The organism is Bacillus sp. MZGC1 (assembly GCF_002998605.1).
Taxonomy (GTDB): Bacteria; Bacillota; Bacilli; order Bacillales; family Bacillaceae; genus Bacillus.
On the sequence record NZ_PVRE01000002.1, the window covers coordinates 155313 to 179506 of the forward strand.

Here is a 24194-nt window from a genome sequence, read left to right on the forward strand (position 1 = left end):
ACTCTTCTTAAAAGTTATCAAAAAGGATATTCAGGAGGACGCGAAATGAACGAAAATAACCCGATTATCTCATCTGTAATTACAAAGCTGCACAAGCAGCAGGAAAAAGGCCTGAAAAAGTACGGGATGGAGGTTGAAACCTCTTCCCACGACTTAAAAGGATGGTTGCGACATGCGCAGGAAGAAGCAATTGATTTTGCGACATACCTTGAAACGGCCATTCAGTTGCTAGAAGAACAAGTTAAAAGCAAAGAAATGGACACTCATGAATTAATTATGAAGCTACGAGAAAGACATCAATTGGAGATTTACACTGTAAATGAACAATGGTGCGTACACCTATTTCAACTTGATATTTGTCCAAATGACATCGGAATTTCCTGTGACTTTGAAACAAATGGAGAGAGTCTAACCAAGGTACTTACAGAAGCGTTGGAATGGTCTTCTGAAAGACAATAGAAAAGGGGAATGAAGATGAAATTTTACGAGGTGCATGAGCCATATTACGCATTGATTAAAGCGCGCAATATCGAACGTGCAATGGAGATTTACAATAATGACGTTACTGGTGATGAAGAGAAAGAACTTGCGGAAAGTATCAAAGAAGTAACGGCGCTATATGCAGCAACAAAGTATAGTCGCTGTACTGGAGAAGATAACAAAACAGTTCCAATTGAAGAAGTCCTTGAAGATTTAACGAACGAAAAAGAAATGAGATTGGCAATAGACGGAAGATTGATATGAAAATAAAAAAGAGGGTAGATTCCCTCTTTCATAGCAACAATTATAAATTTTCTGTCCAGCAGCGTTCATATAAACCATACCAAGTACCTTTCCAAGATCTTGCACCTTTTAAGTACCAATTATTGGTTCCGTCGTTATAGATTGCTGGGATTGCATTTCTTGAAGTGTATGGGCCAGCTTCAGTCGAGGTACAAACTTTCCATTCTTGATTAGGGCTAGCAGCTTCTGCTTGAGCAGTAAAAAAAGCAGATGAAGAAACTAGCAAAGCGAGTGATAGAACTGAACTTGCAATTACTTTTTTAATTCTCATAGTTTGACTCTCCTTTTAGTTTGGGATAATAGTCTTGCAAGTTTAATAATACTATATATTCAAAAATAATCCATGTAAAAAATTTTTTAACTTATATGGGAATAAATATTGGAGGTTTCTGTATGAAAAAACTACTAATCACACTAACTATTATTATTGCGGCGGTGCTTTATGCGCCGTCTGCTCAAGCGGTATGGTCAAACTGGCAAACCGAGGGGTTCGGGCACCAAGCACGAGTCTTTACCGATGACACCAATTACTATGCAGGAGCGAAAACGGTCGATTGGAGAGCGGAAAAGAAGGGATCGAGCACGCTTTATTACACCGCTGGCGTATATAAAAAGAGGTCCAATGGTGGTTTGACTGATACTAATCTAGTGCAAAGGGGCAGCTTCAAAGCGTCAACGCCTCTAAAGTCGTTTAGTGTTAAAGAAATTCGCAAGCGTACCGGAAAAGGAACATATGTTATCCAGCTGGACTGCTATACGGATTCAGCTAAGAAAAAATATATCGGGACCTTTGAATCCTTGAAATTCAATATTCGATAGGAGGTAGCGGAATGGACATTGATCCAAGACAAGCATTCAGAGCTTTCATGAAATACCAACTAGAAAACGGCGAGGGAATAACTGAATTAGGACTAAACGAAGAAGACATTGAGAAGTTTATATGTGGTGTAGAAGACGACATGCTTTTTCACTCTACGTTAGATGGTTTTTTGAAAGAGTACATTGAAGATTTTGGAGAGAATTACGGAATCAGCATTCCATTAGAAGAATAAATCATACGACATAGATCGGTGCAAAATTGCCCTGGTCTATGTCTTTCATTGTTTATAGGAGGAGGTTGAGAAACATGGGAGCTGAACAATTGTGTTTACTGCCAGGGATCGATGAGAAACAAGTCCGGAATGCTCTGATAAAGGAGCTGAAGGTTTATAGAGCTCTCAAGGTGAAGGAAGAAAACAGAAAGGAACAAGAGGCAAACGGTGCAACAGGCCTTTTTCCTTCTCTCAGGAATCAGGAAGTTTTAAATGAACTGAAGGTACGGCAGATAGAAAGGGCGTTAAAAAATAGTTTAGACGAAATTGAACAAGATATTATCAGGATGAAATATCTTACATCACGATTCGTAAAAGATTTAGAAATAAGCGAAGAATTGGGATTGAAAAAGGACCGGTACTATAGGTTGAAAAAGCAAGCCACATTTAACCTCTCAACAGCACTGGGCATAATTTAATACAAAAAACACCAAATCCTATTAGTTAAGAAATATTTAAGATTTAATAGTTACTATCTTTAATTAGTGACAAAACAATAAAATGGAGGATTAATTGAAATGAGAAAAAAATTTATTAATTTAGTTGGCTTTGCTGCGGTAATGGCTGTTATTTTAACAGGTTGTTCGCAGTCAAAAAGCTCAGACGGTGTGAAAGCAAAAGCAGAAAAAGTCTCAGCTGAAAACGAAAAAAATAAAGGAAATGTGTATGTTGAAAGTGAATTTGCTCCATTAAAACGTGTCGTTATGTCTCAATCTGAAGTCTATTTTCCAGAAGATAGCGGCTCAAACATGATGGAAGATATGAACGATATTCAAATCAAAATGGAAAAAGAACGTGATGAGTTTAAGAAAATACTCCAGAAATACGATGTAGACATCCAAATGCCACGCCTTTTAACGGAGGATGAAAAGAAATTAGGTATAGCTGAAAATGGTATAACTGGTGGAGCTGGTGCTACGAATTTCTTTGTTAGAGATCCATTCTTTACAATTGGAGATCACATAATCGAAGGATCGTTTTTATCAACTTACCGCAGACTTGAAGTGCTTCCAGCAAGGGATATCCTTTTAAAAGAGGTAAAAGCGAACAAAAATCCATATGTTGCTGTTCCACAGCCCGATGTTTCAAAAGGCATAAATTCCAAGAATGGTCCATTTTTAGAGGGTGGAGATATTCTTGTGTACGGGAAAACAATTTTTGTTGGGAACTCTGGTCAAGCATCTAATAAAGAAGGAATCGATTGGCTCCGTAATTATTTAACACCAGATGGTTATAAAGTAGTTGAAGTAAAACTCGAAAAAAATACACTTCATCTAGATTGTGCTATTAGTTTTGTCCGAGACGGACTGATGATTGTGAATGAAGATTCACTACCAAACGGGATTCCAGATGAATTAAAGGATTGGGATAAAATAAAAGTAAGTTACAAAGATGCGCAAGATTTGGCCATAAATGGTTTACCTATTGATGAAAAAGTATATGTAACGGATTCTGCATATAAAAATACGATTGGAAAAGAACTAGAAAAAAGAAATATCAAGGTGGAATATGTAGATTTTAAAATAACAAGAAGCTATGGTGGCGCTTTCCGATGTACTACTCAACCATTACTCCGTAAATAAACTAGAGACGAAACATCCTTGTTAAGGATGTTTTTTTATTTAAATAAGAAAAAGCCGACAAAATGGGGGATAAAAAGGGGACCTTTTTTCCTGTGTGGATCATCGTATGATAGAGACAAGCAAAACGAACGTGAAAATTTTGTCCAAGACGGAGAGCCTGCGGACACTGATCAACACCTTTAAAGGGTGCTGGTTGGTGTCCGTTTTCTTTTTGTCGGAAAGGAGCGGTCATGAAGAAGGAAAAGCCGAAAAAACGACCGCAGGAGCTTACAGAAAGAGAGATAAAAGCAAAACATGCAAAGACTGAGAAGAGCCAAAGGCGGGGCGTACAAGCGTAAATAACGGGAGGGAATATATATGACAGATCAAATGATTGCTTGGAAGGTAGAAGAATGGATTAGAGACTATGAATTTATGTTACGAGAGATCGACAGGCTCACAAGGCTCCTGAATCGTGTTGAATTTGCAGGAGGTCAAAAGCTAACAGCAACATATGGTGATGAAGCTGCAATGCCTAAAGGATCAGCAGGAATAAGCCAAGCTGAACTAAGACATCTTGACCGCAGAGAAAAGCGACTGCTCAAATACGAAGCTATTGCTAATTTCCTTAATAAAGCCGTGGACCAAATGCAAGAGGAAAGACATTTAATCGTGTATGACTGCATGATGACTGGAATGAGTTACACCGCTATATCTGATCATCTTGAATGCTCAAGAGACACCATTAGAAAAATCAAAACTGAAATAATCGGCAACATCGTCAAAGAAGTCAAGAAAGTCAATTTTCTTCAACATTTGAAATCACTTAAAACCGCAGTGTAAACTTGAAGGCAGGACGGGGAGGCATAATTTCCCGTGTCTCCACAAATTAATATATTTTCACTTGCACTTGCTCTTGCGAGCTTGGGATTCGTTCGACAAATTTCGTAGACTCCTCAACTTTATCAATCTTATCCGATAATAATATTGAGGAGTGAAGGAAATTGAGTAAAAAGAAGAAAACCACAACTAATAATAAACAAAAGAACGAACAATTAAAGGAATTAGAAGATGTGATCTACACATATCCAGAGAAAGATTTAGTTTCTTATTTTAAAAAGATATTCATACACGGTAATACGAAGGAGCATTATCAAAAGAACTTGTCTTTACTTCGCAGCCTAGATATGGATTCCATAGATTTTGCAATTGCTAGATTTTATCATTTGGATAACAGTTTAGATCCTGTTAGAAGAAACTTAATGGCAGTGATTCCTTTATTCGTTGCATATCTTACGGCTGTATTTAATGTTAATGTAATTAAAATTTTAGGTTTTTTGCTTGTGACTATATCGGTTCTAATTGTACTAATACTATTAGATAAAGACAGAAAGAATAGAATTATTACAGGTTACATGTTAAAAACATTTGAGCAAGTAAAGGCGAGAAAAGAAAAAGATGAAAAGTGATTTTTGTTCGACAAATTCTGCGAATAGTTCCATATACTTACTTTCTGCCGATATTAAGGGTGGGAGGTGAAAAAATGGAATATGTTGAAATTTTTAAAAATCATTTTCAAAACTTCATAACAGACACAAATTATGACTATTATGAGATTATGGCTAAAGGAGTTTATGAATTTATTGAGGGAGATGAAATTAAATTTATTTATTCTAAAAACCCCTTCGATATCAATAGTGCCGAACATTATTTCTTCTTAGAATCGGGTTTACTCATTGCCAAACAAAAAGAGGAACGATTCGCTTTGGATTTCTATAAGAGTAGGATTGTTAATAAAAATCTTACTTTTAGTGGAAGAAGAGAAGCTAATTTGACTTTCACTTTTGAGAACGGTGAAGAGATTGAATTTGATGCAAAAGACTGTAATGAAGCTCATGAATTCAACTATGCTAAATCAATCAAAGATCTTTACAAACTAATTTAAGCACCCGTTTTGGGGTGCTTTTTTTGTTCCCTGTAAACTGCTTCCGGTGAACCTTTACACCAAGCATCGGCTTAAAGGTAGAGTGCGGCGGCAGTTTAGAGGAAATAAAAATCCCAAAACAACACGAATCAGAAGGAGGCGGCAGGTGAATGTAGATGGAATCCAAGCACATTCAGGCGGAGAAAGATTACGTCAAAGGCATGAAATACAAGGACCTTGCCGAGAAATACGGGGTGTCGATCAACACCATAAAATCGTGGAAAAAGCGGCATGGTTGGGAAAGGAAAAAGGGTGCACCCAAAGAAAAAAGTGTGCACACAAAAAAAGGTGGGCAACCTGGGAACAAAAACGCTATCGGAAATAGCGGCGGTGCTCCTGCAAGAAACCAAAACGCAAAGACGCACGGCTTTTATTCAAAGCACATGCCAGCAGAAGCGTTTGAGATCATGCAGGACATTCAGGAGTTTTCACCCGTTGACCTGCTGTGGGAGCAAATACAAATTCAGTTCACCGCTATTGTAAGAGCGCAGAAGATCATGTTTGTTGAAAGTAAGAATGATACTACAAAAGTTGTGTCAAAAATAAAAGGTGATCTTAGCGTAGATGAAACAGGGAATCTTACTAATATGCATTATGTGGAAGAGTTACAACATGACATACAATTTGCTTGGGATAAACAAGCTGCTTTCCTAAACGCTCAATCTAGGGCAATGGGCGAGCTGAGAAGCTTGATAAAGCAGTTTGACAACATAGCCCATGAGACAGACGAAAGACGGCTTAAACTGGAGCAGATGCGCTTGAACATCGAGAAGACTAAGAAGGCCATTGATGGCGGTAGCGAAAGCAGCGGGGAAAACAAAATTGCTTCAATGCTTCAAAAGATGGTGATTGAACATGGAATTGAATAAAAAACAAAAAGAGGTATGGGACAGCTTCGTAAAAGAGCGTCCTAAAATCCTTTTGTGTAGCGGAGCAAAGAGAGCAGGGAAAACATTCGTGCTTCTTTTAGCATTCCTTGCTCACATTAGTAAATATCAAAACAAGGGTCTTTCGTTTATTATCGGTGGTGCTACTCAAGCAGCCATCAAGCGTAACGTATTGAATGACCTTGAATTGATATTAGAGAAAGAGCTTAAACTAGACAAAGCAAATGCCATTGAGATATTCGGCAACCGGGTCTACTGTTTCGATGGTGCCAATGTGGATGCTTGGAAAAAAGCAAGGGGTTTTACATCAGCTGGCGCATTTTTAAACGAAGCAACCGCTCTTCATGATTCATTCGTGAAGGAAGTTATATCCCGTTGCTCCTACAAGGGCGCAATGGTCTTGATGGATACAAACCCTGAAAACCCAATGCACACCGTAAAAAAGGATTACATCGACAAAGACGGGCAAAGGTTAAAGAGTGGCCGTCTTAACATCAGGGCTTTTCACTTTTCTTTGTTTGATAATAACTTTCTTGATCCTGAATATGTTGAAAGTATAGTGGCATCGACACCGAGCGGCATGTTTACAGACAGGGATATTCACGGGTATTGGGTTGCGCCAGAAGGCGTGATATACAAAGATTTCAACAAAGATGTGCATTACATCAAGTCAGATCAATTAGAGAACGTCAACTTTGTAAAATACTTCGCTGGCGTTGACTGGGGGTATGAGCATTTTGGTTCCATCGTCGTTATTGGAGAGGATGATAAACAAAATTATTATCTCTTGGAAGAGCATGCAGCGCAGCATGAAGAAATAGATTATTGGGTCAAAGTGGCGAAAGATATAAAAGAGCGTTACGGCGGCATGAATTTTTATTGCGATACCGCTCGGCCAGAACATGTTGTTAGATTCAGGCGTGAAAGGTTAAGAGCCTTGAATGCTGATAAGGCTGTAGTGTCTGGTATAGAAGAGGTGGCAGGCTTGTTCAAGAAGAACAGGCTTTTTGTCGTTGAGGACAAAGTAGAGCGGTTCAAACAAGAAATATTCATGTATGTGTGGAATCAAAAGACGGGTGATCCAGTTAAAGAATGGGACGATGTGCTTGATTCAGTGCGTTATGCCCTTTATACACATAATAAACCGATGAGGCGTAAAGGAAAGAGGTGAGCAAATGAATGAATTTGTACAGTATTTAAGAGAAAACAAGATTAACAGCAAAGTCATTGAAGCGATTATAAATTCTCATAAAACACAGCGAGAGAAAATGATCAATCAGTACGAGAGATATAAAGCGTCCATTGAGGGCGTGCCGATTCTCCAAAGGGACGCTTTTACCATTGAACATCAAGAGGACTTTGAAACAGGGGCAATCCTCCGAATAGATGATCGAGTAAACAACCGCTTAAACAATGGTTTTGATAGTGAGATTGTTGATACAAAAGTGGGTTATATGTTTGGTCATCCAATCACTTACGAGGTGGATAAGAACCAAGTAAGTGAATCAGGGGCTTTAGTCGAAGTGATCAATAGATTTAATCTGCTAAATACTATCGAGGATGCTGATAGTGAACTGGGTAAGAAAGCGGCCATCTGTGGGTATGCCGCTCGCTTGGCTTATGTTGACACAGCGGGAGAAGTTAGGACCGTGAATATTGATCCGTGGGAAGCGGTCATTATTGGTAGCGGCAATGACATTACTGAACCTGAATTTGCTCTTCGATATTATGAGGTGACAACCTGGATAGATGGAAAGCAGATCAAAAGAGAAAAAGCAGAGTTTTACGACTCTTCTTACGTTTACTATTTTGAGAAGCTTGAGAATGGATGGCAAGAAATTGAAGTTAAAAACCACTTATTTGACCACTGTCCTTTATTCGGTTTGCCGAACAATGATGAGTTTATGGGTGATGCTGAAAAGGTCCTCTCTCTTATTGATGCTTATGACCGCACATTATCAGATGCATCAAATGAAATTGAGCAGTTGCGACTTGCTTACATGATCTTTAAAGGTGCTGGTGCTGATGAGGAAACGCTTGAGAAGCTAAAGAAACATGGGGTCTTTGAGCTGTTCGGTGATAACGATGACGTGAAGTTTTTAACAAAAGATATAAACGACACAATGATTGAAAATCACTTGAATCGGTTAGAAGAAAACATTATGCGCTTCTCTAAGTCGGTTAACTTCTCAGATGAAGCGTTTGGCGGCAATCTAACAGGCGTTGCAATGCGGTACAAGCTTATGGCATTAGAAAACAAATGTATTACGATGGAGCGTAAAATGACTGCTGCTTTGAGATACCAATACAAGTTGCTGTGTTCAGCTTGGTCACGAAAAAACGCCGCTATTAGTAATGATGATTATTTGAAAGTATGGTTCACGTTCACACGTAACCTTCCTGCGAATATCGCAGAAGAAGCTGAAACCACGGCAAAACTTAAAGGGCTTGTAAGCGAAGAAACAAGGCTGTCACTTCTTACGTTTGTTGATGATGTTCAATATGAAATCGAAAGAATGAATGACGTGAAAGTAGATTCAATCTACAGCTTGGACGAAGATGAAGAGCTAGACAATCGACCTGCCGGAAGTCGTGAAAAGACGGAAAACTTAGACGTGTAGGCTCGTACTACATGGCTTGGAGGATGAAATAATGAATATTGAAGAAATTAAGCAGTTTCTTGAACAAAATAAAGAAAATGAAGAAGTAAAAGCGTTTGTAGGTGAACTATCAGCCGTGTCAGCGGACAAGGTGAAAGGATTCCTAGAAACAGAAGAAGGAAAGAAGCTCTTGCAGCCTCGATTGGATTCCCATTTCACTAAAGGTCTAGCGACTTGGAAAGAGAACAACCTTGAAAAAATCGTTGAGGAAGAGGTTTCAAAAAGGAATCCTTCCAAAACACCTGAACAACTTGAAGTAGAAAAGCTCAGAAAAGAAATTGAAGCAGAAAAAGCAGCACGAAATAGAGAAACTTTAGTCAATAAAGCCCTTAAAGCAGCTGATGAAAAGAAGTTGCCAAAGGACGTTATTGACTTTTTTATTGGAGAAAACGAAGATTCTACACTGGAAAATCTAAGCAAGCTTGAAGAATCATTCAATGCTGCCGTGCAAGCTGCTGTAGATGTGAAATTCAAAGAATCGGGCCGCGAAATTGAACGAGGTAATGGTGCAGGTAATTCTACTGGAAACATTGATATTAGAACAATTGCTCAAGAAGCAAACATTAGAAAATAGGGGGAAATAATTATGGTAATGCTACAAGACGCAAAGACAGGGGCGGTCCCGAAAGAAACGGGGACATTAGTATTAAGAGACTTTTTGACACAATCAGCAGTGACACAGCTGGCGCAATATGAAGAAATGACCAAGCCTAAAAAAGAGTTTACTTATTTAGCTTCTGGACCTGGGGCTTACTGGGTTGGTGAAGGCGAAAGAATTAAAACGGATGGTGCGACATGGTTGAATGCAGAGATGGTATCTAAAAAACTAGGCGTTATCATTCCTGTTTCAAAGGAGTTTTTACGTTATTCTGTGCCGGATTTCTTCGCAGAAATGCAGCCAGCAATTGCAGAAGCTTTCGCTATTAAATTTGACCAAGCTGCTTTATTTGGTATTGGCTCTCCATTTGGTGCAGGTGTATCCGTCATGGAGAGAATTGAATCTAAAGGAAATAAAATTGAATTAGATTCTTTGGGAGGCTTGTATGACGAGCTAAACGCAGTGATGGCGCTCTTAGAAGAATCTGATAAAGACGCAAATGGATTTACAACAACAAAACGCTTTAAACAAAAACTGCGTGGTGCAAAAGATGAAAATGGCTTGCCGATTTTTAATGATCCAAAGGGTGGTGCCACATCTGAGGCTCTAGGTCTACCAATCGGCTATGTTAGTTCTAAGTCTTGGAAATATGATAAAGCTTCTTTGTTTGCTGGTGATTGGAGCATGGCTAGATACGGTATCCCACAAGGAATGGAATACAAAATCAGTGAAGATGCTACGCTTGAAGGTACTCTTGATAAAGATGGCAAACCGATTAGCTTATTTGAGCAAGATTTAGTGGCTTTACGTGTTACTCAACAAGTTGGCTTTATGACTCTTAATGATGATGCATTTGCTGCTATCACACCAAAAGGAGCTGCTGGAGAGTAATGAAAATTAAAAAAGGTAAGCATTCACTTGATGTCACTGAAAGAGCCTTTGAAATCATCTACAAAGAATTAGGATATAAGCTCGACAAAAAGGGCGAGAAGCAGGAACAAGATGAAGTTGAAGAAGTTCCTGAACTAGTAGAAGAATAAGGGGGATGACGGTGGATAAAGGGAAATTTTTAAACGAGCTTTTGAAGCCGTTGGACCTTAAAGAACGAGGGGCCATGAGAAGGTTAAAAAAGCTGTATCGTGAAGCCTCAAAGGAATTTATGAGTTCTCTTACTGATCTGTACGAGAAATTAGATCAAGGTGAAGACCTTTCATATGCTGACATTAATCAATTCGATGATATTGAAGCCTTGAAGTCTCAAATACTTGCTTTGGCATCCAAACTAGATACCCGTTCTCAAAGAGAAATCATAAGGCTCTTAGAAGATACTTATGATTTCTCTTATGACTGGATGGCATCCGTTGTCGAAGCAATGATTGATCAAAAGCTGAAAAACGCCACACCATCTTTGCCTAGAATGGTAGAAGAGACTCGTAAGAACACTGTATATGGACTCAAGCTAACGCAAGCATTGGAAAAGCATCGTGCAATGATTGTGAAGGACATAAACGAAGCAATAGAAAGAGGCTTCATCGAACGTGAACGCTTTTCTGATATTGCTAGACGTGTGAGAAATGCTTTTGATAGCTCTTACTATAGATCAACCGTTATCGCTCGTACAGAAGCTCACAGAGTGCGTGAAAAGGCTACTCACAATAAAGCTGAAGAGTTTGAGCAACAAGGCATCATTATGGAAAAGGTATGGAACAACGTTAATGATGGGCGGGTCCGACAAACTCGGAAGGCAAATCATAAAGCGTTACAAGGTCAGCGTAGAAAGGTCAATGAACATTTTGATTTAGGAAATGGTGTCACAGCAGTTGCGCCCGGACAATCAGGCAGCGCAGCCAATGACATACATTGCCGCTGCTTTCTAACATATGAAGTAGTGGGATTGAGGGGTGAATAATGGATTTAATAGAATTGAAAACCCGTTTAGAGATCCCTTTAGATGATGAGTCACAGGATGAAAAGCTGAAACTGGAATTGCAAGACGGCATTGAATACGTAAAAGAGTATTGCAACAACCCCTTTTTAAACAAAGAGGGGTTACTAGAGTTGCCTTCACCAGTCAAAAAAGGAATTGCCATGATGATTAAAATTGACCGCTCGAATGAGGTAGGTGTTTCCTCCGAATCTATCGGCGGCATGAGCAAGACATACACAAGTGATTACACACGTTACGAGGCTGTGTATAAGCTGTGGAGAAAATACAGGAAAGTTAAGTTCCGCCCGTTGAGGTGATGATATGGGGCGCATAAAGATCAAAGACAAAAATCGTATTCCGAAAGTGGTAAACGCACTTGGAAATGGCGAGAGAAAAGCAAGAGTGGGCGTTCTTGGAACAGGAAAAGAAGCTATGATTGCAGCTGTGCATGAATTTGGTACACGTATCACAGTGACACCTAAGATGCGTGCATATCTTCATTCTCAAGGTCTGCATTTGCGGAAAGATACCACTCACGTTGTGATTCCCGAACGATCCTTTATTAGATCGGGATGGGATGAAAACGAGCGTGAAATTCTACGGAAGCTGGACAGATTTTTGCTTGAAGCTGTCCAAAAAGGAATCAGCACTCGAAACGTCATGAACTCTATCGGTCTTGAGACAAAGGGGAAAATACAAAAATATGCCCGTGATCTGAAGTCACCAGCAAACCAGCCATTTACCACTCAACAAAAAGGATCATCAAATCCACTTGTTGATACAGGTGAGCTGATTGGTTCCATTGATTATGAGGTGCAGTGATGAGCCAATTCAATTTCATGAAACTCATAGGCAAATATAGTGTGACTTTTGACCTCGTTGTGCAGAGTGAAGGAGATTATGACGATCTCGGGCGATGGCAAGACGGTGAAGCCGTAACCACAATGCAAAAAGGGGCACTTGTTGTTCTACCTAGTCAATTAATCTATCAATCAGGTGGCCGTTTAACGACACTTGACCGCCAACTTTATATCAGCAAATCTGTGGAGATCCCTTTGAAATCTAAAGTGATTTATAAGGGAACCACATACCATGTTGAATCTATGAACCCTTTCGAGGATTACGCAGACTTCAATAGTTACATCTTAAAGGCGGTGAGCAGCTTTGATTGATTACGAATCCATTATAAGCACGGTGATTGGTGTCATTAGAGATAGTACCGGTCACAAAGTGATTATGGAAAATGGAACAGGGAAGCAGCCTGCTTATCCTTTTTGCACATATACCGTTACTTCCCCATATCTTCCCCAGCACCGGGGAATTATTGAGGGAGATGCAATCACTGAGGATGTAGATATTTTCTTTTCGTTCACTTGGATTTCCGATGATGCTATTGAAGTGATTTCATTAACACAACAGACTGCTACGCTTTTGAGAACAATGAAGGCGAAGCAGGTTCTTTATGATAAGGGAATCGCGTTTATTAAAGCGGAGGGAACAGGTAACAGAGATACATTTCTATCTATTGAAAATGAGCGACGTCATGGCTTTGATGCACGGTTCAGAATACAAGTAACGCATAACGGGGCAGAGTCAGAGTATTTTGATTCCGTCACCATAAATAACGAGAATATAGGAGGGTAATTACATGCCTTTATCAGACGTAAAAGTCAAAATTGATATTTTAAAGCCCACAACGCTTGTAGGTCTTGGTATTCCGCTTATCTTGGTTAAAAACACAAGCGCAACTGAGAGTGTTTACCGAGAATACGGGTCACTAGAGTCCTTAAAACAGAACTACGGTGAAAGCACAGCTACTTACAAAAAGGCGGCGGCTATCTTTGCACAAGGTGACAACGCACCAAATAAGGTTGCTGTGGCTTCATTTGGGCACGAAGTTGAGACAGGAGATACAGAGAACCCTAAACAGGTTTTTAGCGTTAGAAACGCATTAGAAGAGTATTTTGACAAAGACTTTCATTTTGTATTGCTGGCTGCTGTTAACGCAGAGGATCGTCTTGAGGCGTCTAAATTCTTTGAAGAAAAATCTTACAAGTTTATAGTGCTGAAAGTCGCGTCATTCGAGGAATTGGAGCAATACACAGGAAAAGATCGGACCATTGTATTCCATCATCCGCTTGTTGATGAGGAGCCGGACGCCGCACTTATCGGTGCCATTGCAAACAAGCCTGTCGGTTCTGTTACGTGGAAGTTTAAAAATCTTGTTGGTGTCACACCGCAAGATTTCAAAGTCGATACATTGGAAAACATCCACAAGGCGGGTGCCATTGCATTTGTAACTAAAGCTGGCCGCAATCAAACAAGCGAGGGTATTACAGGTTCGGGTGAATTTATTGACGTGCTGCACGGCAAAGATTGGGTCAAGCTTAACATCGAGACTTCAATTCAAACCGCTCTAAGCACTACTGATAAAATCCCTTACACAAATGAAGGGTTCGCTTTACTAGAATCACAAATTATCAATGTTTTGGAAACAGCTTTTACAAACGGCATCATTGCACCAGACGAGGACGGACAGCCTGTCTATTCTGTTCAGTCTAAAGGAAGAAGCGAGATGACAGACGAAAACCGCAAAAACCGTGTGTATGACGGCTTATCGTTTAGATTTGAGCTTGCTGGAGCGGTTCACACAGCAGAAATCACAGGGGAAATCATTATTTAAAGGGGGCTTAATTAATGGCATACACATATAATCCGATGGACGTCACCATAACGGTGGCCGGTAAAATTGTAACAGGATTTTCAGAAGGCACTATGGTTTCTGCATCTAAGGATGAAGATAATTTTCAAACGAAAATGAGTGCTAAAGGCGAAGCAAGTATGGCTATTACCAACAATCGACTTGGCACAATCACTTTAACGTTGTCACAAGGTTCACCATTCGTTGCATTACTCAACCAGTACGCAAATAACGGTAAACAATTTCCTATCTGGATCAAGAATAATGGAGAGGTAAAAGAAACGTTCGGCGGGACCAAAGCTGCTGTTAAAAAGAACGCTGATGCAGAGTATTCAGACGAAATCGGAGATAGAGAGTTTGAAATTCAAGTCTTTGATTACACAGTGAAATAATGGCTCGAAAAAAGAAAACGAACACACGAAAGCAGTCTGAAAAGGCTGCTTTTATTCATATGAACAAACCACTAAAGGAGAGAAAACCGATGGCAAAATTAGGCGAATCAAAAGAAGTAACAGTAAAAGGCGTAAAGTATACACTTGTTCACCCAGGAGTAAGAAAGGTAGTTCAATTGCAATCATCTGTAGCTGCTGGTGATGGCTCTATTAACTTAGATGCCTTGTATGACGGTTACATGAAACATGTAATTCACAGTCCTAAAGTAGATTGGTCTCATTGGGATGAGCAAGGATTGAAGGCCTTGCAGGAGGTCATGAACGAATGTGACACGTTTCTTACAGCGGAAGACGAAGAACAAGAACCACTACAAGAACAAAGCAAAGAATGAGTGGGACATGTGGCGGCTAGTGATGGAGCGAGTGATCAGTTTTGACGTTGCTAGATATATGACACCTGACGAGATTGCTGAAGCTAATGCCGCCCTTGATCTTTATATTGATGCGAAGAACAAAGCAAATCAGAAAGGAGGTAAATAGATGTCTCAACCTTTGCGGACCACCGCGATTGAACTGAAACTCATTGCTAACTCGAAACCATTGCAACAAATGAATACTCAAGTAAATAGTATGCTTAGTAGTATTCAGGGAGCAGATCGACCAATTCAAGCGATGAGTAATGGTCTTAACAATACTAGTCAGATTGCAGCTGGAGCAACTAGACAACTAAGACTGGCAAATGGACAAGTGGTAAACCTTTCCCGCGGAATGAGAACAGCGGGTCAAAGTGTCAGCTCAACAAATACCAATATCAACACAGCAAGCCAAAGTATTATGCGTTTTAATAGATCGACTGATACAAGCGCAAGAACCATTCGGGTGGCAAATAGTCAATTGTCCGCAATGAGAAATAGAATTGCAGAGGCTACAACAAATACAACTTCTTTTACGCAACAAGTGAACCATATGGGCGGCCAAGTGGGTGGACAGTTCCAACAGATGACACAAAGTGCATCGAGGTTAGGCGGAGTTTTTGGAAGAATGCCCTCATCAGTTAGCTCTATGTCTAGAAGTATTGCAAACAGTGTTAAAACTGGAATTACAGCTCCATTCAGAGAAGCTAAAACAGCAGTACAAGGCTATGCAGGAGCGTTAGGGCTGTTATCAGGAGGAGCTCTAGCCGCAACAGGTATGGGGCGTTTATCTGCTATTGAAAATGCTAATGTGTCCCTTGAAGTTATGATGGGGAGCACCAAGAAAGCAGGTGCCTTCTTAGAAGATGTATTAGCATTTGCTAGAACTACGCCGTTTGCTTTCCCAGACCTTGCTGAGACTTCCAGAAATCTTATTGCTTTCGGAATGGAATCAAAGAAGGTAGTACCAACATTAAAAGCTATTGGTGACGCTGCTGCTGGAACGGGTAAGGGAGCAGAAGGTTTACGGCAAATTTCCAGCGCGTTTGGAGACATGCAAATTAGTAGTACCTTGTCCTTAGAACCAGTACGTCGCCTAGAATCAGCAGGTGTCCCTGCATTGAAAATTTTGGCGAATGAAGCAGGTGTGTCCGCTGATGTCTTTGCCAAGTATATATCTAAGGGAACTATTGATGCACAGGAATCAATAGATATTTTAGTAAAAGGGATGCAAAAAGGAACAAAGGGTACAGCAGGTGAAACGGCAGCCATGGCTGGCTTGATGGAACGAATGAAAAGCACATGGGTTGGATCTGTTGATAGTATGAAATCATCTATCAGTTCAACAATGGCAAAAATCATGGAGCCTGCAAAGCCTCATATTCAAGCTGCAATGGGGTGGTTTTCTAATCAGTTTAGTAAATTGCCTGATGTGATTTTCGGCATTGGCAAAGTAATGAAACCTACTTTTAACACTATAGGAAATGTTTTCACCAAAGTAACAAAAGGGGCAGGCATAGCTAAACAGGCAATTACCGGTATATTCGGTGTTTTTCAAGGAAAAGGAACTGCTGAAAGGCTGGAAGGTTATGGGGTACTATCGAAATTTTTTCCACCGGATGCAGTTGATATGATTGTAGGAGTAACGGATAAAGTGAAAGGTGTTTTTGATACAGTAAAATCTTCTGTGTCTACCATAACACCATATGTGCAGTCGTTTATAAATAGCTTTATCTCAACTATGAAAAATATGTTGCCTGTGTTTAATACAATTTTCAGCGGAATTATGTCGGCTGTTCAGTTTATAGCTCCTTACATAGGGCAGGCCTTGGGCGGTGTGTTCAAATTCTTGTCCTCAATAGGTAAACAGGTAGCAGGATTTTGGAAAGAAAACGGATCACAGATCGTGAAAGCATTACAAAATGTTTTTAGCGTGTTGCAAAAGGTATTTGTATTTTTAATGCCTTTGATTCTTTATATCGTTAAATCAGTTTGGGGAAATATTAAGGGCGTTATAACCGGTGCACTTAATATCATCATGGGCGTCGTTAAAATTTTTACAGGTTTATTCACAGGCGACTTTGGCAAGATGTGGGAAGGTGTTAAGCAACTCTTTTTCGGTGCTATTGAATTTATATGGAATGGCATTCAACTGCTTTTCATAGGTCGCTTGTTAAAAGGCGTTTTAGGATTGGCTAATGGTGTAAGAGCGCTCGTATCCGGCATGTGGACTAGTGTTAAAAGCTTTTTCGTCAATGGTGCAACACACGCATCAAATTCTGTTATTAATATGGGGAAATTCATATTCAAGGGTTGGAACTATATTAAGACAACTGTTGGAAACTTTGCTAAAGGAATTTGGACAACAGTTAAAAATCGCTTTGACCAGATGGTTCAAATGGCTAGAGATCTACCGAAAAAGATTGGCGATGCCTTTAAAAACATGAAGAAGTTTGCAGTTTCAGGCGTTAAAAGTTTAGGAAATGCGTTGGCCGGAACCTTAGCCACAGTAGTAAATGGGGTTACCGGTGGAATCAATTGGGTTTTAGATAAGATTGGTATAAAAGGCGCCAAAATTCCTGAGTGGAATCCACCTAAATATGCTAATGGTACAAATGGTCATCCGGGTGGCCCTGCGATTTTAGGTGACGGCGGAGGGCCTGAATTATATAAAACTCCATCTGGTCATGTCGGACTATCTCCGGGTACTGATACATTAATGAACTTGCCAAAAGGAACTCAGGTATTATCACATAAACAAACGCTTGAAACACTTGGGAATATCCCGATGTATGGTGATGGAACAGAGGGGAATAAAAAGGGCTCTGGTTGGATCGAAAATATTAGTGGTGCTGGTGGCAAAATTGTTGAGGGAGCAAAAAACGTTGTTGGTAAAGTCAAAAACGCCGCTTTTGATGTGTGGGACTACATCTCTAATCCTACTAAGCTTATGAACAAAGCCTTTGAAATGTTTGGGGTGAAAACACCATCAATGCCAGGAGGTTTTGGTGATATAGCAAAGGGTCTATTCACTAAAGTAAAAGATGGAGCAATGAGCTGGGGAAAGAAAAAGATTGAGAGCTTTGGCGGCATGTTTGGAGGCGGTGGATCTACTGCCGTTAAAAAATGGGTTGCTCAAGCCATTTCAATTAAAGGAATCAGCCCTAGTTACGCTGGTGCTTTACAGACGATCGCCATGAAAGAGTCGGGTGGAAATCCCAATGTAGTCAACAGGTGGGATAGCAACTGGAAAGCAGGACACCCGTCACAAGGGCTTATGCAGTTTATCCCCTCAACATTTGCCGCTCACAAAGAACCGGGTTACGGCAATATTAAAAACCCAGTTCATCAAATCATAGCGGCGATTAACTATCTTAATAGACGTTATGGCGGCATCTATAACCATCCGGGCTTAAAATCAATGGCGCGCGGTGGTCCATATAAGGGATATGCAAAAGGTGGCCGTATCATTGGTGATCAATGGGCAATGGTTGGAGAGCAGGGTCCAGAGCTTATGCATTTGTCGGGTGGATCAACAATTTATAACAACCGTAGAACAAACAGCATGTTAAGTGACGCAGCTTACACACCTTCATCTAGTTCGACAACATATTCTAATTCTTCAAACAGCAATAGTTTTTCACCGACAGTTTATGTCCAAGTTTCTGGAGGTACTTCAACAGGCAGTGAGAGCATTAAACTAGCGGTTCAAGAAGCACTTAAAGAAACGTGGGAGAAACTGAATCCAATGTATGCGCCAGAGGGGGAATATTGATGGCGAAGCTAGGGAAAATCAAGATCGTTAACGAAAAGGAGTCGGATGCTCCTGAAGTAGAAGTGACGTCATACCCTGTTGAAAAAGGCATTCCCATAACTGATCATGTGCAACGAAAACCCGAAATCACTTCAATTTCGGGTTTTTTGCTTGGCAAAAATCCAAACAAAGACTTTGATTATCTAAAAAAGCAGATGTATACGGGCAAACTATTGAATTACACAGGTAGAAAGGTAGCGAAAAACGTTGTCATTACCAATCTATCTCGAGATATTGGTGAGTACAAAAATGGCTTTGCTATCTCAGTTGAGTTACAAGAAATCCGTATTGCAAAAAGTCCTTTTGTGAAAAAGAAAGTGAAATCATCTGGGAAAAAGAAGAAATCAAATACAAAGAAGAAAAGCGCCGTCTATCACAAAGTGAAGAAAGGCGAAACATACAGCCACATGAGAATGTGGTACGGTACGAGCCTATCACAGCTTAGAAAATGGAATAAGTACCCTGACCGCCGCATTCCTATAGGGGTCAAATTACGGGTGAAGTAGGAGGAGCAAAATGGCAACGAGAGACTATATTCCGATTGATATAGAAGACATTCCGCAGCAGTTTGAAATTGATCTAGCTGACAGCACATTTGTTTTTCAAATCAACTATAACGAAACGGATGACAGCTATTCTATCGACCTGTATGACATGGACATGGATCCAATTGTCTTAGGAGAGAAAATGATATTAAATGTGCCGTTATGGGATGACATTATAGATGATCGCTTGCCAGCTCCTTCAATTATCCCGATGGATGAATCAAATACAGAAACGCGTATTTCATCGGTAAACTTTATGAAAACCACGTTTCTGTATATTGACGATGTAGCGGAAGAGGGTGAAGAAGATGGCGACGAATAATAACAAATTGTTATTCGGTCGTATTGTTAAGGTGACGATTGATAGCGGGTCTTATAAAGGAACCTTCGATTATAAAGATTTAGAAGTGAGGTTTGAAGTTCCGTTCGATGATGACGCCAAGCCAAATGAAACAAAGGTCGAAATTTTTAACCTAAGTAGCAGCACAATCAACAAGATCAAAAAAGGCGCTACTATGACCGTTCAGGCGGGGTATAAAAGCGACTTTGGGGTATTAGCCATCGGAAAGGTTACGAAGGTACTGACGAAGCGTACAGGGGTCGATAAAATCACTTCGGTTTATATGAAAGAAGGCGACGATTACTCTCATATTAAAGTTGATCAAAATACCGCTGATGCTCCTGTGAAATATTATGCCAACAAGCGGTACAAGCTGAAGAAACCATTGAAGGTTGAAACAAAAAAAGTGGTCAAATTGAAATCGGGTAAGACATCTGTCCGCAAAAGCACACGAACGATTAAATACAAAACAGTTCGTGAGGCGAAATACAGAAAACAATCCATGAAAATCACATTCAAAAAAGGAACAACAGCCCGCACGATTATAAAGCGTTTAATCCGCATTCTTGATATAAAACTTGCGAAGCTGTCTTTGCCTAGAAACAAGGTATACAAAAAAGGCTACACCGTAACTGGGTCAATAGAAAAAAAGCTAGAAGAAGTTGTGCATGATTGTGGTGCTTCTTTGTATTACAGGCGAGGCCGTCTTGTTATCAGATCCATTACAGAAGGGGATGATGAGCGGTTTGAGTTAAAAGAATCAACAGGTTTGCTTGATTCTCCTGAAGCGTTTGAGGATGAAAAGCTTAAAGGGTATTCTGTTAAATGCTTATTGCAACATCGCATAACTACCGCTTCAATTATTATCATAAAGAGCAAAACAGCCAATGGAAAGTACCGTGTTAAAAAAGGTAAGCATGTTTTTGACGGAAATGATTTTTACACAGAAGCGGATGTGATCTAATGGCAGCAGATACGAATTTTTTCGATAATCTTGTAAAAGGTATCAAGCACTCTATTCATGTTTGCGCTCCGGGTAAGGTCGTTTCTTACGATGCTGCCAGTCATACGGCAGATATAAAACCGCTCTTTATGACAGCTGACGATGATACATTATACGAGCAACCATTGATACAAGATGTTCTTGTTCTCAAGCATGTCGAAGCAGATATGAAGGTTGGAGCGATGGTGTTTCTATCATTTGCAGATAGGGCGCTTGATAATTTAACAAACAAACCTTTTGACCCTGATAGTACCCGTACACACGATATAACCGATGCTGTAGTGATTGGAGTGTATGAGTTATGAAGACTTTAAAACTGGTTAATGGTGATCTTAATTTCAAAGATGGGGAACTAGAAATGATCGAAGGCGATGAAGAGCTTGCTCAAGCTGTTGAAATGGTCTTGAAAACAAGTTTAGGAGAGTTTGAACTAGATGAGTTTTTAGGAGTCGAACGTGAAAATCTTCTCGGTAAAAATCTTGATGAGGAAGAAGCACAATATGACATTATCGAAGCTATTTCACAAGAAGAACGCATTGCCACAGTAGAAGACATAGAATTTCAGTTTGATCGAAAAGCACGCTCCAGTCGTATCAAACTGAAATTAATAAAAGAAGAAGACGGCCAAGAATTGGTGTTAGGAGGTGTTGACGTTGTTGAATGAAAACGGCTTCCAGCGAAAAACATATTCAGACATTGTAGACGAAATGGAAGATAAGGCAAAGGAACAGTTCGGGGAGGATGTAAATACATCAAGTCGGACACCTCTTGGAATCATTTTTAGGATCATTGCATGGTTTATTGCAGGTGTTTGGGACATTGCTGAAAGAGTATACAACAGCGGCTTTGTTAGTAAGTCTGAGGGAGTGCAGCTTGATAGATTAGGCAATAACAACGGGATCACAAGAGAGCCGGCAAGCGAATCATACGCCACTCTCGAAATCACTGGTGAACCTGGTCACATTATTGAAGAAGAAACCCAGTTTGCAACAGAATCAGATATTTACTTTGAGGTACTTGAAGAAGCAACAATTGATACCAATGGAAAAGCTTTAGTGGATGTCATATCAGTCGATAAGGGCGCAATGAACAATGTGGCAGCTGATACAATTACCGTGCAAGCTGAACCAACGGAAAATATCACGTCTGTGACCAATCCAGCAGCCGCTGCTGGCGGTTCCGATATTGAAATAGATTCGGAGTATCGTGCACGAATTAAAAGATCAGTAGAAGGTAGTTCAGCATCTACACACAGTGGGATCATTGCGGCACTTATAAAAACAACTGGAGTAAGGTCAGCGAACGTTGTTATGAATAACACAATGGAAGTAGATGCTGACGGGAACCCACCTAAAAGTATTCATGCTTATGTGCTTGGAGGTATAAAAGAAGATGTAGCTGATTCGCTTTTTAATAGTGTAGCGGCAGGCATAGAAACAGTAGGCAATCAATCTGTTGTCATTACTGATCTAAGCGGCATTGATCATACAGTCAATTTTGATTTCGCTCAAGAGGTGAAAATCTATGTCCACCTTGAATTAAAGACAAATGCATCATTCCCCATTGATGGGGATGATCTGATCAAGAATAATGTTGTATATAAAATTGGTGGCGTGGACAAATCAGGGTCTTCATTCACCGGATCTCAAATGGGTGACGATGTTATTTTATCTCAACTATATAATGCTGTGTATCAAGTGGCTGGTGTTGATGATGTTGTGATCAAGATTGGGAAAACTCGTGATACACTCGGACAATCGAACATAGAGATTGAGCCTAAACAAGTGGCGCAAGTTCTCTTCTCGGAAATTGAGGTGGTACATTTATGATTAAGGACTTAATCAGTAAGCTGACCGATGCTTTTCAGAAAGATGAGAAAAGCAACATCGGAAAGCTTTTTTTAATTGTAGATGAACAACTGACCGCAGCAAGGAAGACACTAACCACTGCTGAAAAATGGCGTGATATAGATAACGCAAAAGGGCGCGGCCTTGATTTAATAGGTGATAACGTTGCTCAAAATAGAGGTAGAGCCACAGACGAAATATATCGGGTTCTGATTCGTGGTAAAGTAGCACGGAATATTTCAGATGGAACAACAAACCGCATTATAGAAGCTCTTGCGAAAACTTTGAATTGTGCTTATGAAGAGATAAATATCTACACTGTGAAAGAAGATAATGAAGATGAACCAGCTGCAATCATTGTGAAAAAGGCACCGCTTGAAGCACTTAATAAAGTTGGTATGTCAGCCACGCAATTTTCATCTATTGTGCAAAAAACTGTAGCAGCTGGTGTGCGGGTGGCCTATATCAATCTTAATGGGACGTTTAGTTTTTCATCTATTCCTGATGAAATCGAGACAAGCCAATTCGGGTTTTCATCTGATGGAACAGACGGTGGCACATTAGGTGGCATCTTTGAACCAGAGGATGATTATCCACTACCAATCTAATAAGGAGGGAAAGCATGGCTTTTACAAAAGAAATACCACAATGGGACAACGCAGGTCAAAAGCCTCCACAAAGTAAAATTAGTGAGGGATTTAAACCAATGGACCATCCGCCTGCCGATTGGTTCAACTGGTACATGAATGGCACCTATGAGGCTTTAAATGAGTTGCAAAGTGAAGCAGCAACAACAACTGAAGTTACAGCAGGTTTAAAGGTTTTATCGAATGATATAGCTGCACATTCTAACGCCAAAAATAATCCCCATGCTGTCACGAAATCACAAGTCGGGTTAGATAATGTCGAAAATATTAAGCAGGCTTCAAAAATTGATTTTGATAATCATGTTGGCGATAAAAAATTACACACTTCTGAAGTTGAAAAAAACAAATGGAATAATGGTCAGTTATATAGGCTTACTCCAAACGATGGTAGAGTTGCAAGGGTTCCAAATGGTACCGATATATTCAAATTACCGACAGGTCCATACATGGGAGCTCAACTCCTTAATGCTCCAGTAGAAAATGATACAAGCTTTTATTACGTTGATGTTTTTGAAACAGCCTATGAACAAAATGAAGTAGTTTATAAACGTATCGTAGCAACTAGGTCATTTGATAACATCACTTGGATCGGTACGTTCCATGCTCAAGGTTTTAAAGGGTGGGAGAGGATTATAACCAGCGGAGATGCAAAACTCGACTGGAAGTTTCCGACGATCAGGAACGGGTGGAAAACTTATAAATCTGAGGTCAATAATGATTATCGGGTAAGAGTTGCGAAAGATGCTTTGGGCATAGTTCATGTTACAGGGGCCATTGCAGGTGGCACATTGGGAGAAGTCCCTGCGTTTACATTACCGGAGGGATGTGAGCCACCTTTCCCTCTTTATAATGTTGGTATCGCTTCTAGTACCGGTGGTTTTAAGGGGCCGCAGTTTAGTCGTCAGTATATCGCAACAGATGGCCGATTTTGTATACAAGATACCACGAGTAATAAAGACTTCATCGTGGTGAATTGTCTGTTTAAAGCAAAGGAGTGAAC

At 40.1% G+C, this 24194-nt stretch carries 34 protein-coding genes; 33 read left to right on the forward strand and 1 reads right to left on the reverse strand.

The window, feature by feature from the left end; genetic code table 11:
• Positions 1-45: 45 nt before the first annotated feature.
• Together C6Y06_RS20300 and C6Y06_RS05895 are read left to right on the forward strand one after the other, a co-directional pair.
• Positions 46-459: a hypothetical protein gene (locus tag C6Y06_RS20300; RefSeq protein WP_223251436.1), complete on the forward strand. Its 414-nt coding sequence runs from the start codon at positions 46-48 to the stop codon at positions 457-459.
• 15 nt (positions 460-474) lie between these two features.
• Positions 475-744: a hypothetical protein gene (locus C6Y06_RS05895; RefSeq protein WP_106036640.1), complete on the forward strand. Its 270-nt coding sequence runs from the start codon at positions 475-477 to the stop codon at positions 742-744.
• 40 nt (positions 745-784) lie between these two features.
• Here C6Y06_RS05895 and C6Y06_RS05900 read toward each other — a convergent pair whose 3' ends face one another.
• On the reverse strand, positions 785-1054 hold the full coding sequence (locus C6Y06_RS05900; protein ID WP_106036641.1) for a hypothetical protein: 270 nt from the start codon (positions 1052-1054) through the stop codon (positions 785-787).
• A 122-nt stretch (positions 1055-1176) separates the two neighbouring features.
• Here C6Y06_RS05900 and C6Y06_RS05905 point away from each other — a divergent pair, with 122 nt between their 5' ends.
• From C6Y06_RS05905 to C6Y06_RS20305, 31 genes are all read left to right on the forward strand, one after another.
• Positions 1177-1602: a hypothetical protein gene (locus tag C6Y06_RS05905; protein WP_106036642.1), complete on the forward strand. Its 426-nt coding sequence runs from the start codon at positions 1177-1179 to the stop codon at positions 1600-1602.
• 11 nt (positions 1603-1613) lie between these two features.
• Positions 1614-1835 (forward strand): hypothetical protein, encoded by a 222-nt coding sequence (locus C6Y06_RS05910; protein WP_106036643.1) that lies wholly within the window; start codon positions 1614-1616, stop codon positions 1833-1835.
• A gap of 74 nt (positions 1836-1909) precedes the next feature.
• Positions 1910-2293 carry an ArpU family phage packaging/lysis transcriptional regulator gene (locus tag C6Y06_RS05915; RefSeq protein WP_058015869.1) on the forward strand — a complete coding sequence of 128 codons (384 nt, stop codon included), beginning with the start codon at positions 1910-1912 and terminating at the stop codon, positions 2291-2293.
• A gap of 99 nt (positions 2294-2392) precedes the next feature.
• Positions 2393-3457, forward strand: a complete 1065-nt coding sequence (locus C6Y06_RS05920; protein ID WP_200964054.1) for a dimethylarginine dimethylaminohydrolase family protein — start codon at positions 2393-2395, stop codon at positions 3455-3457.
• Between the two features lie 357 nt (positions 3458-3814).
• Positions 3815-4279 (forward strand): hypothetical protein, encoded by a 465-nt coding sequence (locus C6Y06_RS05925; RefSeq protein ID WP_071168002.1) that lies wholly within the window; start codon positions 3815-3817, stop codon positions 4277-4279.
• A 161-nt stretch (positions 4280-4440) separates the two neighbouring features.
• Positions 4441-4905, forward strand: a complete 465-nt coding sequence (locus C6Y06_RS05930) for a hypothetical protein (RefSeq protein ID WP_106036644.1) — start codon at positions 4441-4443, stop codon at positions 4903-4905.
• 74 nt (positions 4906-4979) lie between these two features.
• The gene (locus C6Y06_RS05935) at positions 4980-5381 is read left to right on the forward strand and encodes a hypothetical protein (RefSeq protein WP_106036645.1); all 402 of its coding nucleotides are present in this window, start codon (positions 4980-4982) and stop codon (positions 5379-5381) included.
• A 155-nt stretch (positions 5382-5536) separates the two neighbouring features.
• Positions 5537-6289, forward strand: a complete 753-nt coding sequence (terS, locus tag C6Y06_RS05940; RefSeq protein ID WP_106036646.1) for a phage terminase small subunit — start codon at positions 5537-5539, stop codon at positions 6287-6289.
• Positions 6276-7478, forward strand: a complete 1203-nt coding sequence (locus tag C6Y06_RS05945) for a PBSX family phage terminase large subunit (protein ID WP_106036647.1) — start codon at positions 6276-6278, stop codon at positions 7476-7478. Before terS ends, C6Y06_RS05945 begins: the two co-directional genes overlap by 14 nt.
• Positions 7479-7482: 4 nt before the next feature.
• On the forward strand, positions 7483-8928 hold the full coding sequence (locus C6Y06_RS05950) for a phage portal protein (protein WP_106036648.1): 1446 nt from the start codon (positions 7483-7485) through the stop codon (positions 8926-8928).
• Positions 8929-8959: 31 nt separating this feature from the next.
• Entirely contained in the window at positions 8960-9541 is a 582-nt protein-coding gene (locus C6Y06_RS05955) for a DUF4355 domain-containing protein (protein WP_106036649.1), read from the forward strand.
• 12 nt (positions 9542-9553) lie between these two features.
• A complete protein-coding gene (locus C6Y06_RS05960; RefSeq protein ID WP_106036650.1) occupies positions 9554-10456 on the forward strand; it encodes a phage major capsid protein in 903 nt (300 codons plus the stop codon).
• Entirely contained in the window at positions 10456-10605 is a 150-nt protein-coding gene (locus C6Y06_RS20035) for a hypothetical protein (RefSeq protein WP_189288320.1), read from the forward strand. Before C6Y06_RS05960 ends, C6Y06_RS20035 begins: the two co-directional genes overlap by 1 nt.
• 11 nt (positions 10606-10616) lie before the next feature.
• Positions 10617-11474 carry a phage minor head protein gene (locus C6Y06_RS05965; RefSeq protein WP_189288322.1) on the forward strand — a complete coding sequence of 286 codons (858 nt, stop codon included), beginning with the start codon at positions 10617-10619 and terminating at the stop codon, positions 11472-11474.
• Positions 11474-11809, forward strand: coding sequence for a phage head-tail connector protein (locus C6Y06_RS05970; protein ID WP_106036652.1), 336 nt, complete (start codon positions 11474-11476; stop codon positions 11807-11809). The genes C6Y06_RS05965 and C6Y06_RS05970 overlap by 1 nt, the downstream gene beginning before the upstream one ends.
• A gap of 4 nt (positions 11810-11813) precedes the next feature.
• The gene (locus C6Y06_RS05975; RefSeq protein ID WP_106036653.1) at positions 11814-12314 is read left to right on the forward strand and encodes a hypothetical protein; all 501 of its coding nucleotides are present in this window, start codon (positions 11814-11816) and stop codon (positions 12312-12314) included.
• The gene (locus tag C6Y06_RS05980) at positions 12314-12664 is read left to right on the forward strand and encodes a hypothetical protein (RefSeq protein ID WP_106036654.1); all 351 of its coding nucleotides are present in this window, start codon (positions 12314-12316) and stop codon (positions 12662-12664) included. Before C6Y06_RS05975 ends, C6Y06_RS05980 begins: the two co-directional genes overlap by 1 nt.
• Positions 12657-13136, forward strand: coding sequence for a phage neck terminator protein (locus C6Y06_RS05985; protein WP_106036655.1), 480 nt, complete (start codon positions 12657-12659; stop codon positions 13134-13136). Before C6Y06_RS05980 ends, C6Y06_RS05985 begins: the two co-directional genes overlap by 8 nt.
• A 4-nt stretch (positions 13137-13140) precedes the next feature.
• On the forward strand, positions 13141-14175 hold the full coding sequence (locus tag C6Y06_RS05990; RefSeq protein WP_106036656.1) for a DUF3383 family protein: 1035 nt from the start codon (positions 13141-13143) through the stop codon (positions 14173-14175).
• 14 nt (positions 14176-14189) lie between these two features.
• Positions 14190-14585: a phage structural protein gene (locus C6Y06_RS05995; protein WP_106036657.1), complete on the forward strand. Its 396-nt coding sequence runs from the start codon at positions 14190-14192 to the stop codon at positions 14583-14585.
• 89 nt (positions 14586-14674) lie between these two features.
• Positions 14675-14977, forward strand: a complete 303-nt coding sequence (locus C6Y06_RS06000; protein WP_126741376.1) for a hypothetical protein — start codon at positions 14675-14677, stop codon at positions 14975-14977.
• 22 nt (positions 14978-14999) lie between these two features.
• Positions 15000-15125, forward strand: a complete 126-nt coding sequence (locus C6Y06_RS20430; protein WP_260856995.1) for a hypothetical protein — start codon at positions 15000-15002, stop codon at positions 15123-15125.
• A complete protein-coding gene (locus tag C6Y06_RS06005) occupies positions 15126-18773 on the forward strand; it encodes a tape measure protein (RefSeq protein ID WP_106036659.1) in 3648 nt (1215 codons plus the stop codon).
• On the forward strand, positions 18773-19318 hold the full coding sequence (locus C6Y06_RS06010; RefSeq protein WP_106036660.1) for a LysM peptidoglycan-binding domain-containing protein: 546 nt from the start codon (positions 18773-18775) through the stop codon (positions 19316-19318). The genes C6Y06_RS06005 and C6Y06_RS06010 overlap by 1 nt, the downstream gene beginning before the upstream one ends.
• A 10-nt stretch (positions 19319-19328) precedes the next feature.
• Entirely contained in the window at positions 19329-19679 is a 351-nt protein-coding gene (locus C6Y06_RS06015) for a phage baseplate plug family protein (RefSeq protein ID WP_076839218.1), read from the forward strand.
• Entirely contained in the window at positions 19666-20661 is a 996-nt protein-coding gene (locus tag C6Y06_RS06020; protein ID WP_106036661.1) for a phage protein, read from the forward strand. The genes C6Y06_RS06015 and C6Y06_RS06020 overlap by 14 nt, the downstream gene beginning before the upstream one ends.
• Positions 20661-21005: a Gp138 family membrane-puncturing spike protein gene (locus tag C6Y06_RS06025; protein WP_106036662.1), complete on the forward strand. Its 345-nt coding sequence runs from the start codon at positions 20661-20663 to the stop codon at positions 21003-21005. Before C6Y06_RS06020 ends, C6Y06_RS06025 begins: the two co-directional genes overlap by 1 nt.
• Positions 21002-21364 (forward strand): DUF2634 domain-containing protein, encoded by a 363-nt coding sequence (locus tag C6Y06_RS06030; protein ID WP_106036663.1) that lies wholly within the window; start codon positions 21002-21004, stop codon positions 21362-21364. The genes C6Y06_RS06025 and C6Y06_RS06030 overlap by 4 nt, the downstream gene beginning before the upstream one ends.
• Positions 21345-22529: a baseplate J/gp47 family protein gene (locus C6Y06_RS06035; protein WP_223251437.1), complete on the forward strand. Its 1185-nt coding sequence runs from the start codon at positions 21345-21347 to the stop codon at positions 22527-22529. Before C6Y06_RS06030 ends, C6Y06_RS06035 begins: the two co-directional genes overlap by 20 nt.
• Positions 22526-23155: a DUF2612 domain-containing protein gene (locus C6Y06_RS06040; RefSeq protein WP_106036665.1), complete on the forward strand. Its 630-nt coding sequence runs from the start codon at positions 22526-22528 to the stop codon at positions 23153-23155. The genes C6Y06_RS06035 and C6Y06_RS06040 overlap by 4 nt, the downstream gene beginning before the upstream one ends.
• A 14-nt stretch (positions 23156-23169) precedes the next feature.
• A complete protein-coding gene (locus C6Y06_RS20305; protein ID WP_223251438.1) occupies positions 23170-24192 on the forward strand; it encodes a hypothetical protein in 1023 nt (340 codons plus the stop codon).
• Positions 24193-24194: the final 2 nt, after the last annotated feature.

What these genes read in the sequence shown, in the direction of transcription:
- C6Y06_RS20300 (WP_223251436.1), top strand. Translation starts at nt 46, where the DNA reads ATGAACGAAAATAACCCGATTATCTCATCTGTAATTACAAAGCTGCAC.
- C6Y06_RS05895 (WP_106036640.1), top strand. Translation starts at nt 475, where the DNA reads ATGAAATTTTACGAGGTGCATGAGCCATATTACGCATTGATTAAAGCG.
- C6Y06_RS05900 (WP_106036641.1), bottom strand. Translation starts at nt 1,054, where the DNA reads ATGAGAATTAAAAAAGTAATTGCAAGTTCAGTTCTATCACTCGCTTTG.
- C6Y06_RS05905 (WP_106036642.1), top strand. Translation starts at nt 1,177, where the DNA reads ATGAAAAAACTACTAATCACACTAACTATTATTATTGCGGCGGTGCTT.
- C6Y06_RS05910 (WP_106036643.1), top strand. Translation starts at nt 1,614, where the DNA reads ATGGACATTGATCCAAGACAAGCATTCAGAGCTTTCATGAAATACCAA.
- C6Y06_RS05915 (WP_058015869.1), top strand. Translation starts at nt 1,910, where the DNA reads ATGGGAGCTGAACAATTGTGTTTACTGCCAGGGATCGATGAGAAACAA.
- C6Y06_RS05920 (WP_200964054.1), top strand. Translation starts at nt 2,393, where the DNA reads ATGAGAAAAAAATTTATTAATTTAGTTGGCTTTGCTGCGGTAATGGCT.
- C6Y06_RS05925 (WP_071168002.1), top strand. Translation starts at nt 3,815, where the DNA reads ATGACAGATCAAATGATTGCTTGGAAGGTAGAAGAATGGATTAGAGAC.
- C6Y06_RS05935 (WP_106036645.1), top strand. Translation starts at nt 4,980, where the DNA reads ATGGAATATGTTGAAATTTTTAAAAATCATTTTCAAAACTTCATAACA.
- terS (WP_106036646.1), top strand. Translation starts at nt 5,537, where the DNA reads ATGGAATCCAAGCACATTCAGGCGGAGAAAGATTACGTCAAAGGCATG.
- C6Y06_RS05945 (WP_106036647.1), top strand. Translation starts at nt 6,276, where the DNA reads ATGGAATTGAATAAAAAACAAAAAGAGGTATGGGACAGCTTCGTAAAA.
- C6Y06_RS05950 (WP_106036648.1), top strand. Translation starts at nt 7,483, where the DNA reads ATGAATGAATTTGTACAGTATTTAAGAGAAAACAAGATTAACAGCAAA.
- C6Y06_RS05955 (WP_106036649.1), top strand. Translation starts at nt 8,960, where the DNA reads ATGAATATTGAAGAAATTAAGCAGTTTCTTGAACAAAATAAAGAAAAT.
- C6Y06_RS05960 (WP_106036650.1), top strand. Translation starts at nt 9,554, where the DNA reads ATGGTAATGCTACAAGACGCAAAGACAGGGGCGGTCCCGAAAGAAACG.
- C6Y06_RS20035 (WP_189288320.1), top strand. Translation starts at nt 10,456, where the DNA reads ATGAAAATTAAAAAAGGTAAGCATTCACTTGATGTCACTGAAAGAGCC.
- C6Y06_RS05970 (WP_106036652.1), top strand. Translation starts at nt 11,474, where the DNA reads ATGGATTTAATAGAATTGAAAACCCGTTTAGAGATCCCTTTAGATGAT.
- C6Y06_RS05975 (WP_106036653.1), top strand. Translation starts at nt 11,814, where the DNA reads ATGGGGCGCATAAAGATCAAAGACAAAAATCGTATTCCGAAAGTGGTA.
- C6Y06_RS05980 (WP_106036654.1), top strand. Translation starts at nt 12,314, where the DNA reads ATGAGCCAATTCAATTTCATGAAACTCATAGGCAAATATAGTGTGACT.
- C6Y06_RS05990 (WP_106036656.1), top strand. Translation starts at nt 13,141, where the DNA reads ATGCCTTTATCAGACGTAAAAGTCAAAATTGATATTTTAAAGCCCACA.
- C6Y06_RS05995 (WP_106036657.1), top strand. Translation starts at nt 14,190, where the DNA reads ATGGCATACACATATAATCCGATGGACGTCACCATAACGGTGGCCGGT.
- C6Y06_RS06000 (WP_126741376.1), top strand. Translation starts at nt 14,675, where the DNA reads ATGGCAAAATTAGGCGAATCAAAAGAAGTAACAGTAAAAGGCGTAAAG.
- C6Y06_RS20430 (WP_260856995.1), top strand. Translation starts at nt 15,000, where the DNA reads ATGGAGCGAGTGATCAGTTTTGACGTTGCTAGATATATGACACCTGAC.
- C6Y06_RS06005 (WP_106036659.1), top strand. Translation starts at nt 15,126, where the DNA reads ATGTCTCAACCTTTGCGGACCACCGCGATTGAACTGAAACTCATTGCT.
- C6Y06_RS06010 (WP_106036660.1), top strand. Translation starts at nt 18,773, where the DNA reads ATGGCGAAGCTAGGGAAAATCAAGATCGTTAACGAAAAGGAGTCGGAT.
- C6Y06_RS06015 (WP_076839218.1), top strand. Translation starts at nt 19,329, where the DNA reads ATGGCAACGAGAGACTATATTCCGATTGATATAGAAGACATTCCGCAG.
- C6Y06_RS06020 (WP_106036661.1), top strand. Translation starts at nt 19,666, where the DNA reads ATGGCGACGAATAATAACAAATTGTTATTCGGTCGTATTGTTAAGGTG.
- C6Y06_RS06025 (WP_106036662.1), top strand. Translation starts at nt 20,661, where the DNA reads ATGGCAGCAGATACGAATTTTTTCGATAATCTTGTAAAAGGTATCAAG.
- C6Y06_RS06030 (WP_106036663.1), top strand. Translation starts at nt 21,002, where the DNA reads ATGAAGACTTTAAAACTGGTTAATGGTGATCTTAATTTCAAAGATGGG.
- C6Y06_RS06040 (WP_106036665.1), top strand. Translation starts at nt 22,526, where the DNA reads ATGATTAAGGACTTAATCAGTAAGCTGACCGATGCTTTTCAGAAAGAT.
- C6Y06_RS20305 (WP_223251438.1), top strand. Translation starts at nt 23,170, where the DNA reads ATGGCTTTTACAAAAGAAATACCACAATGGGACAACGCAGGTCAAAAG.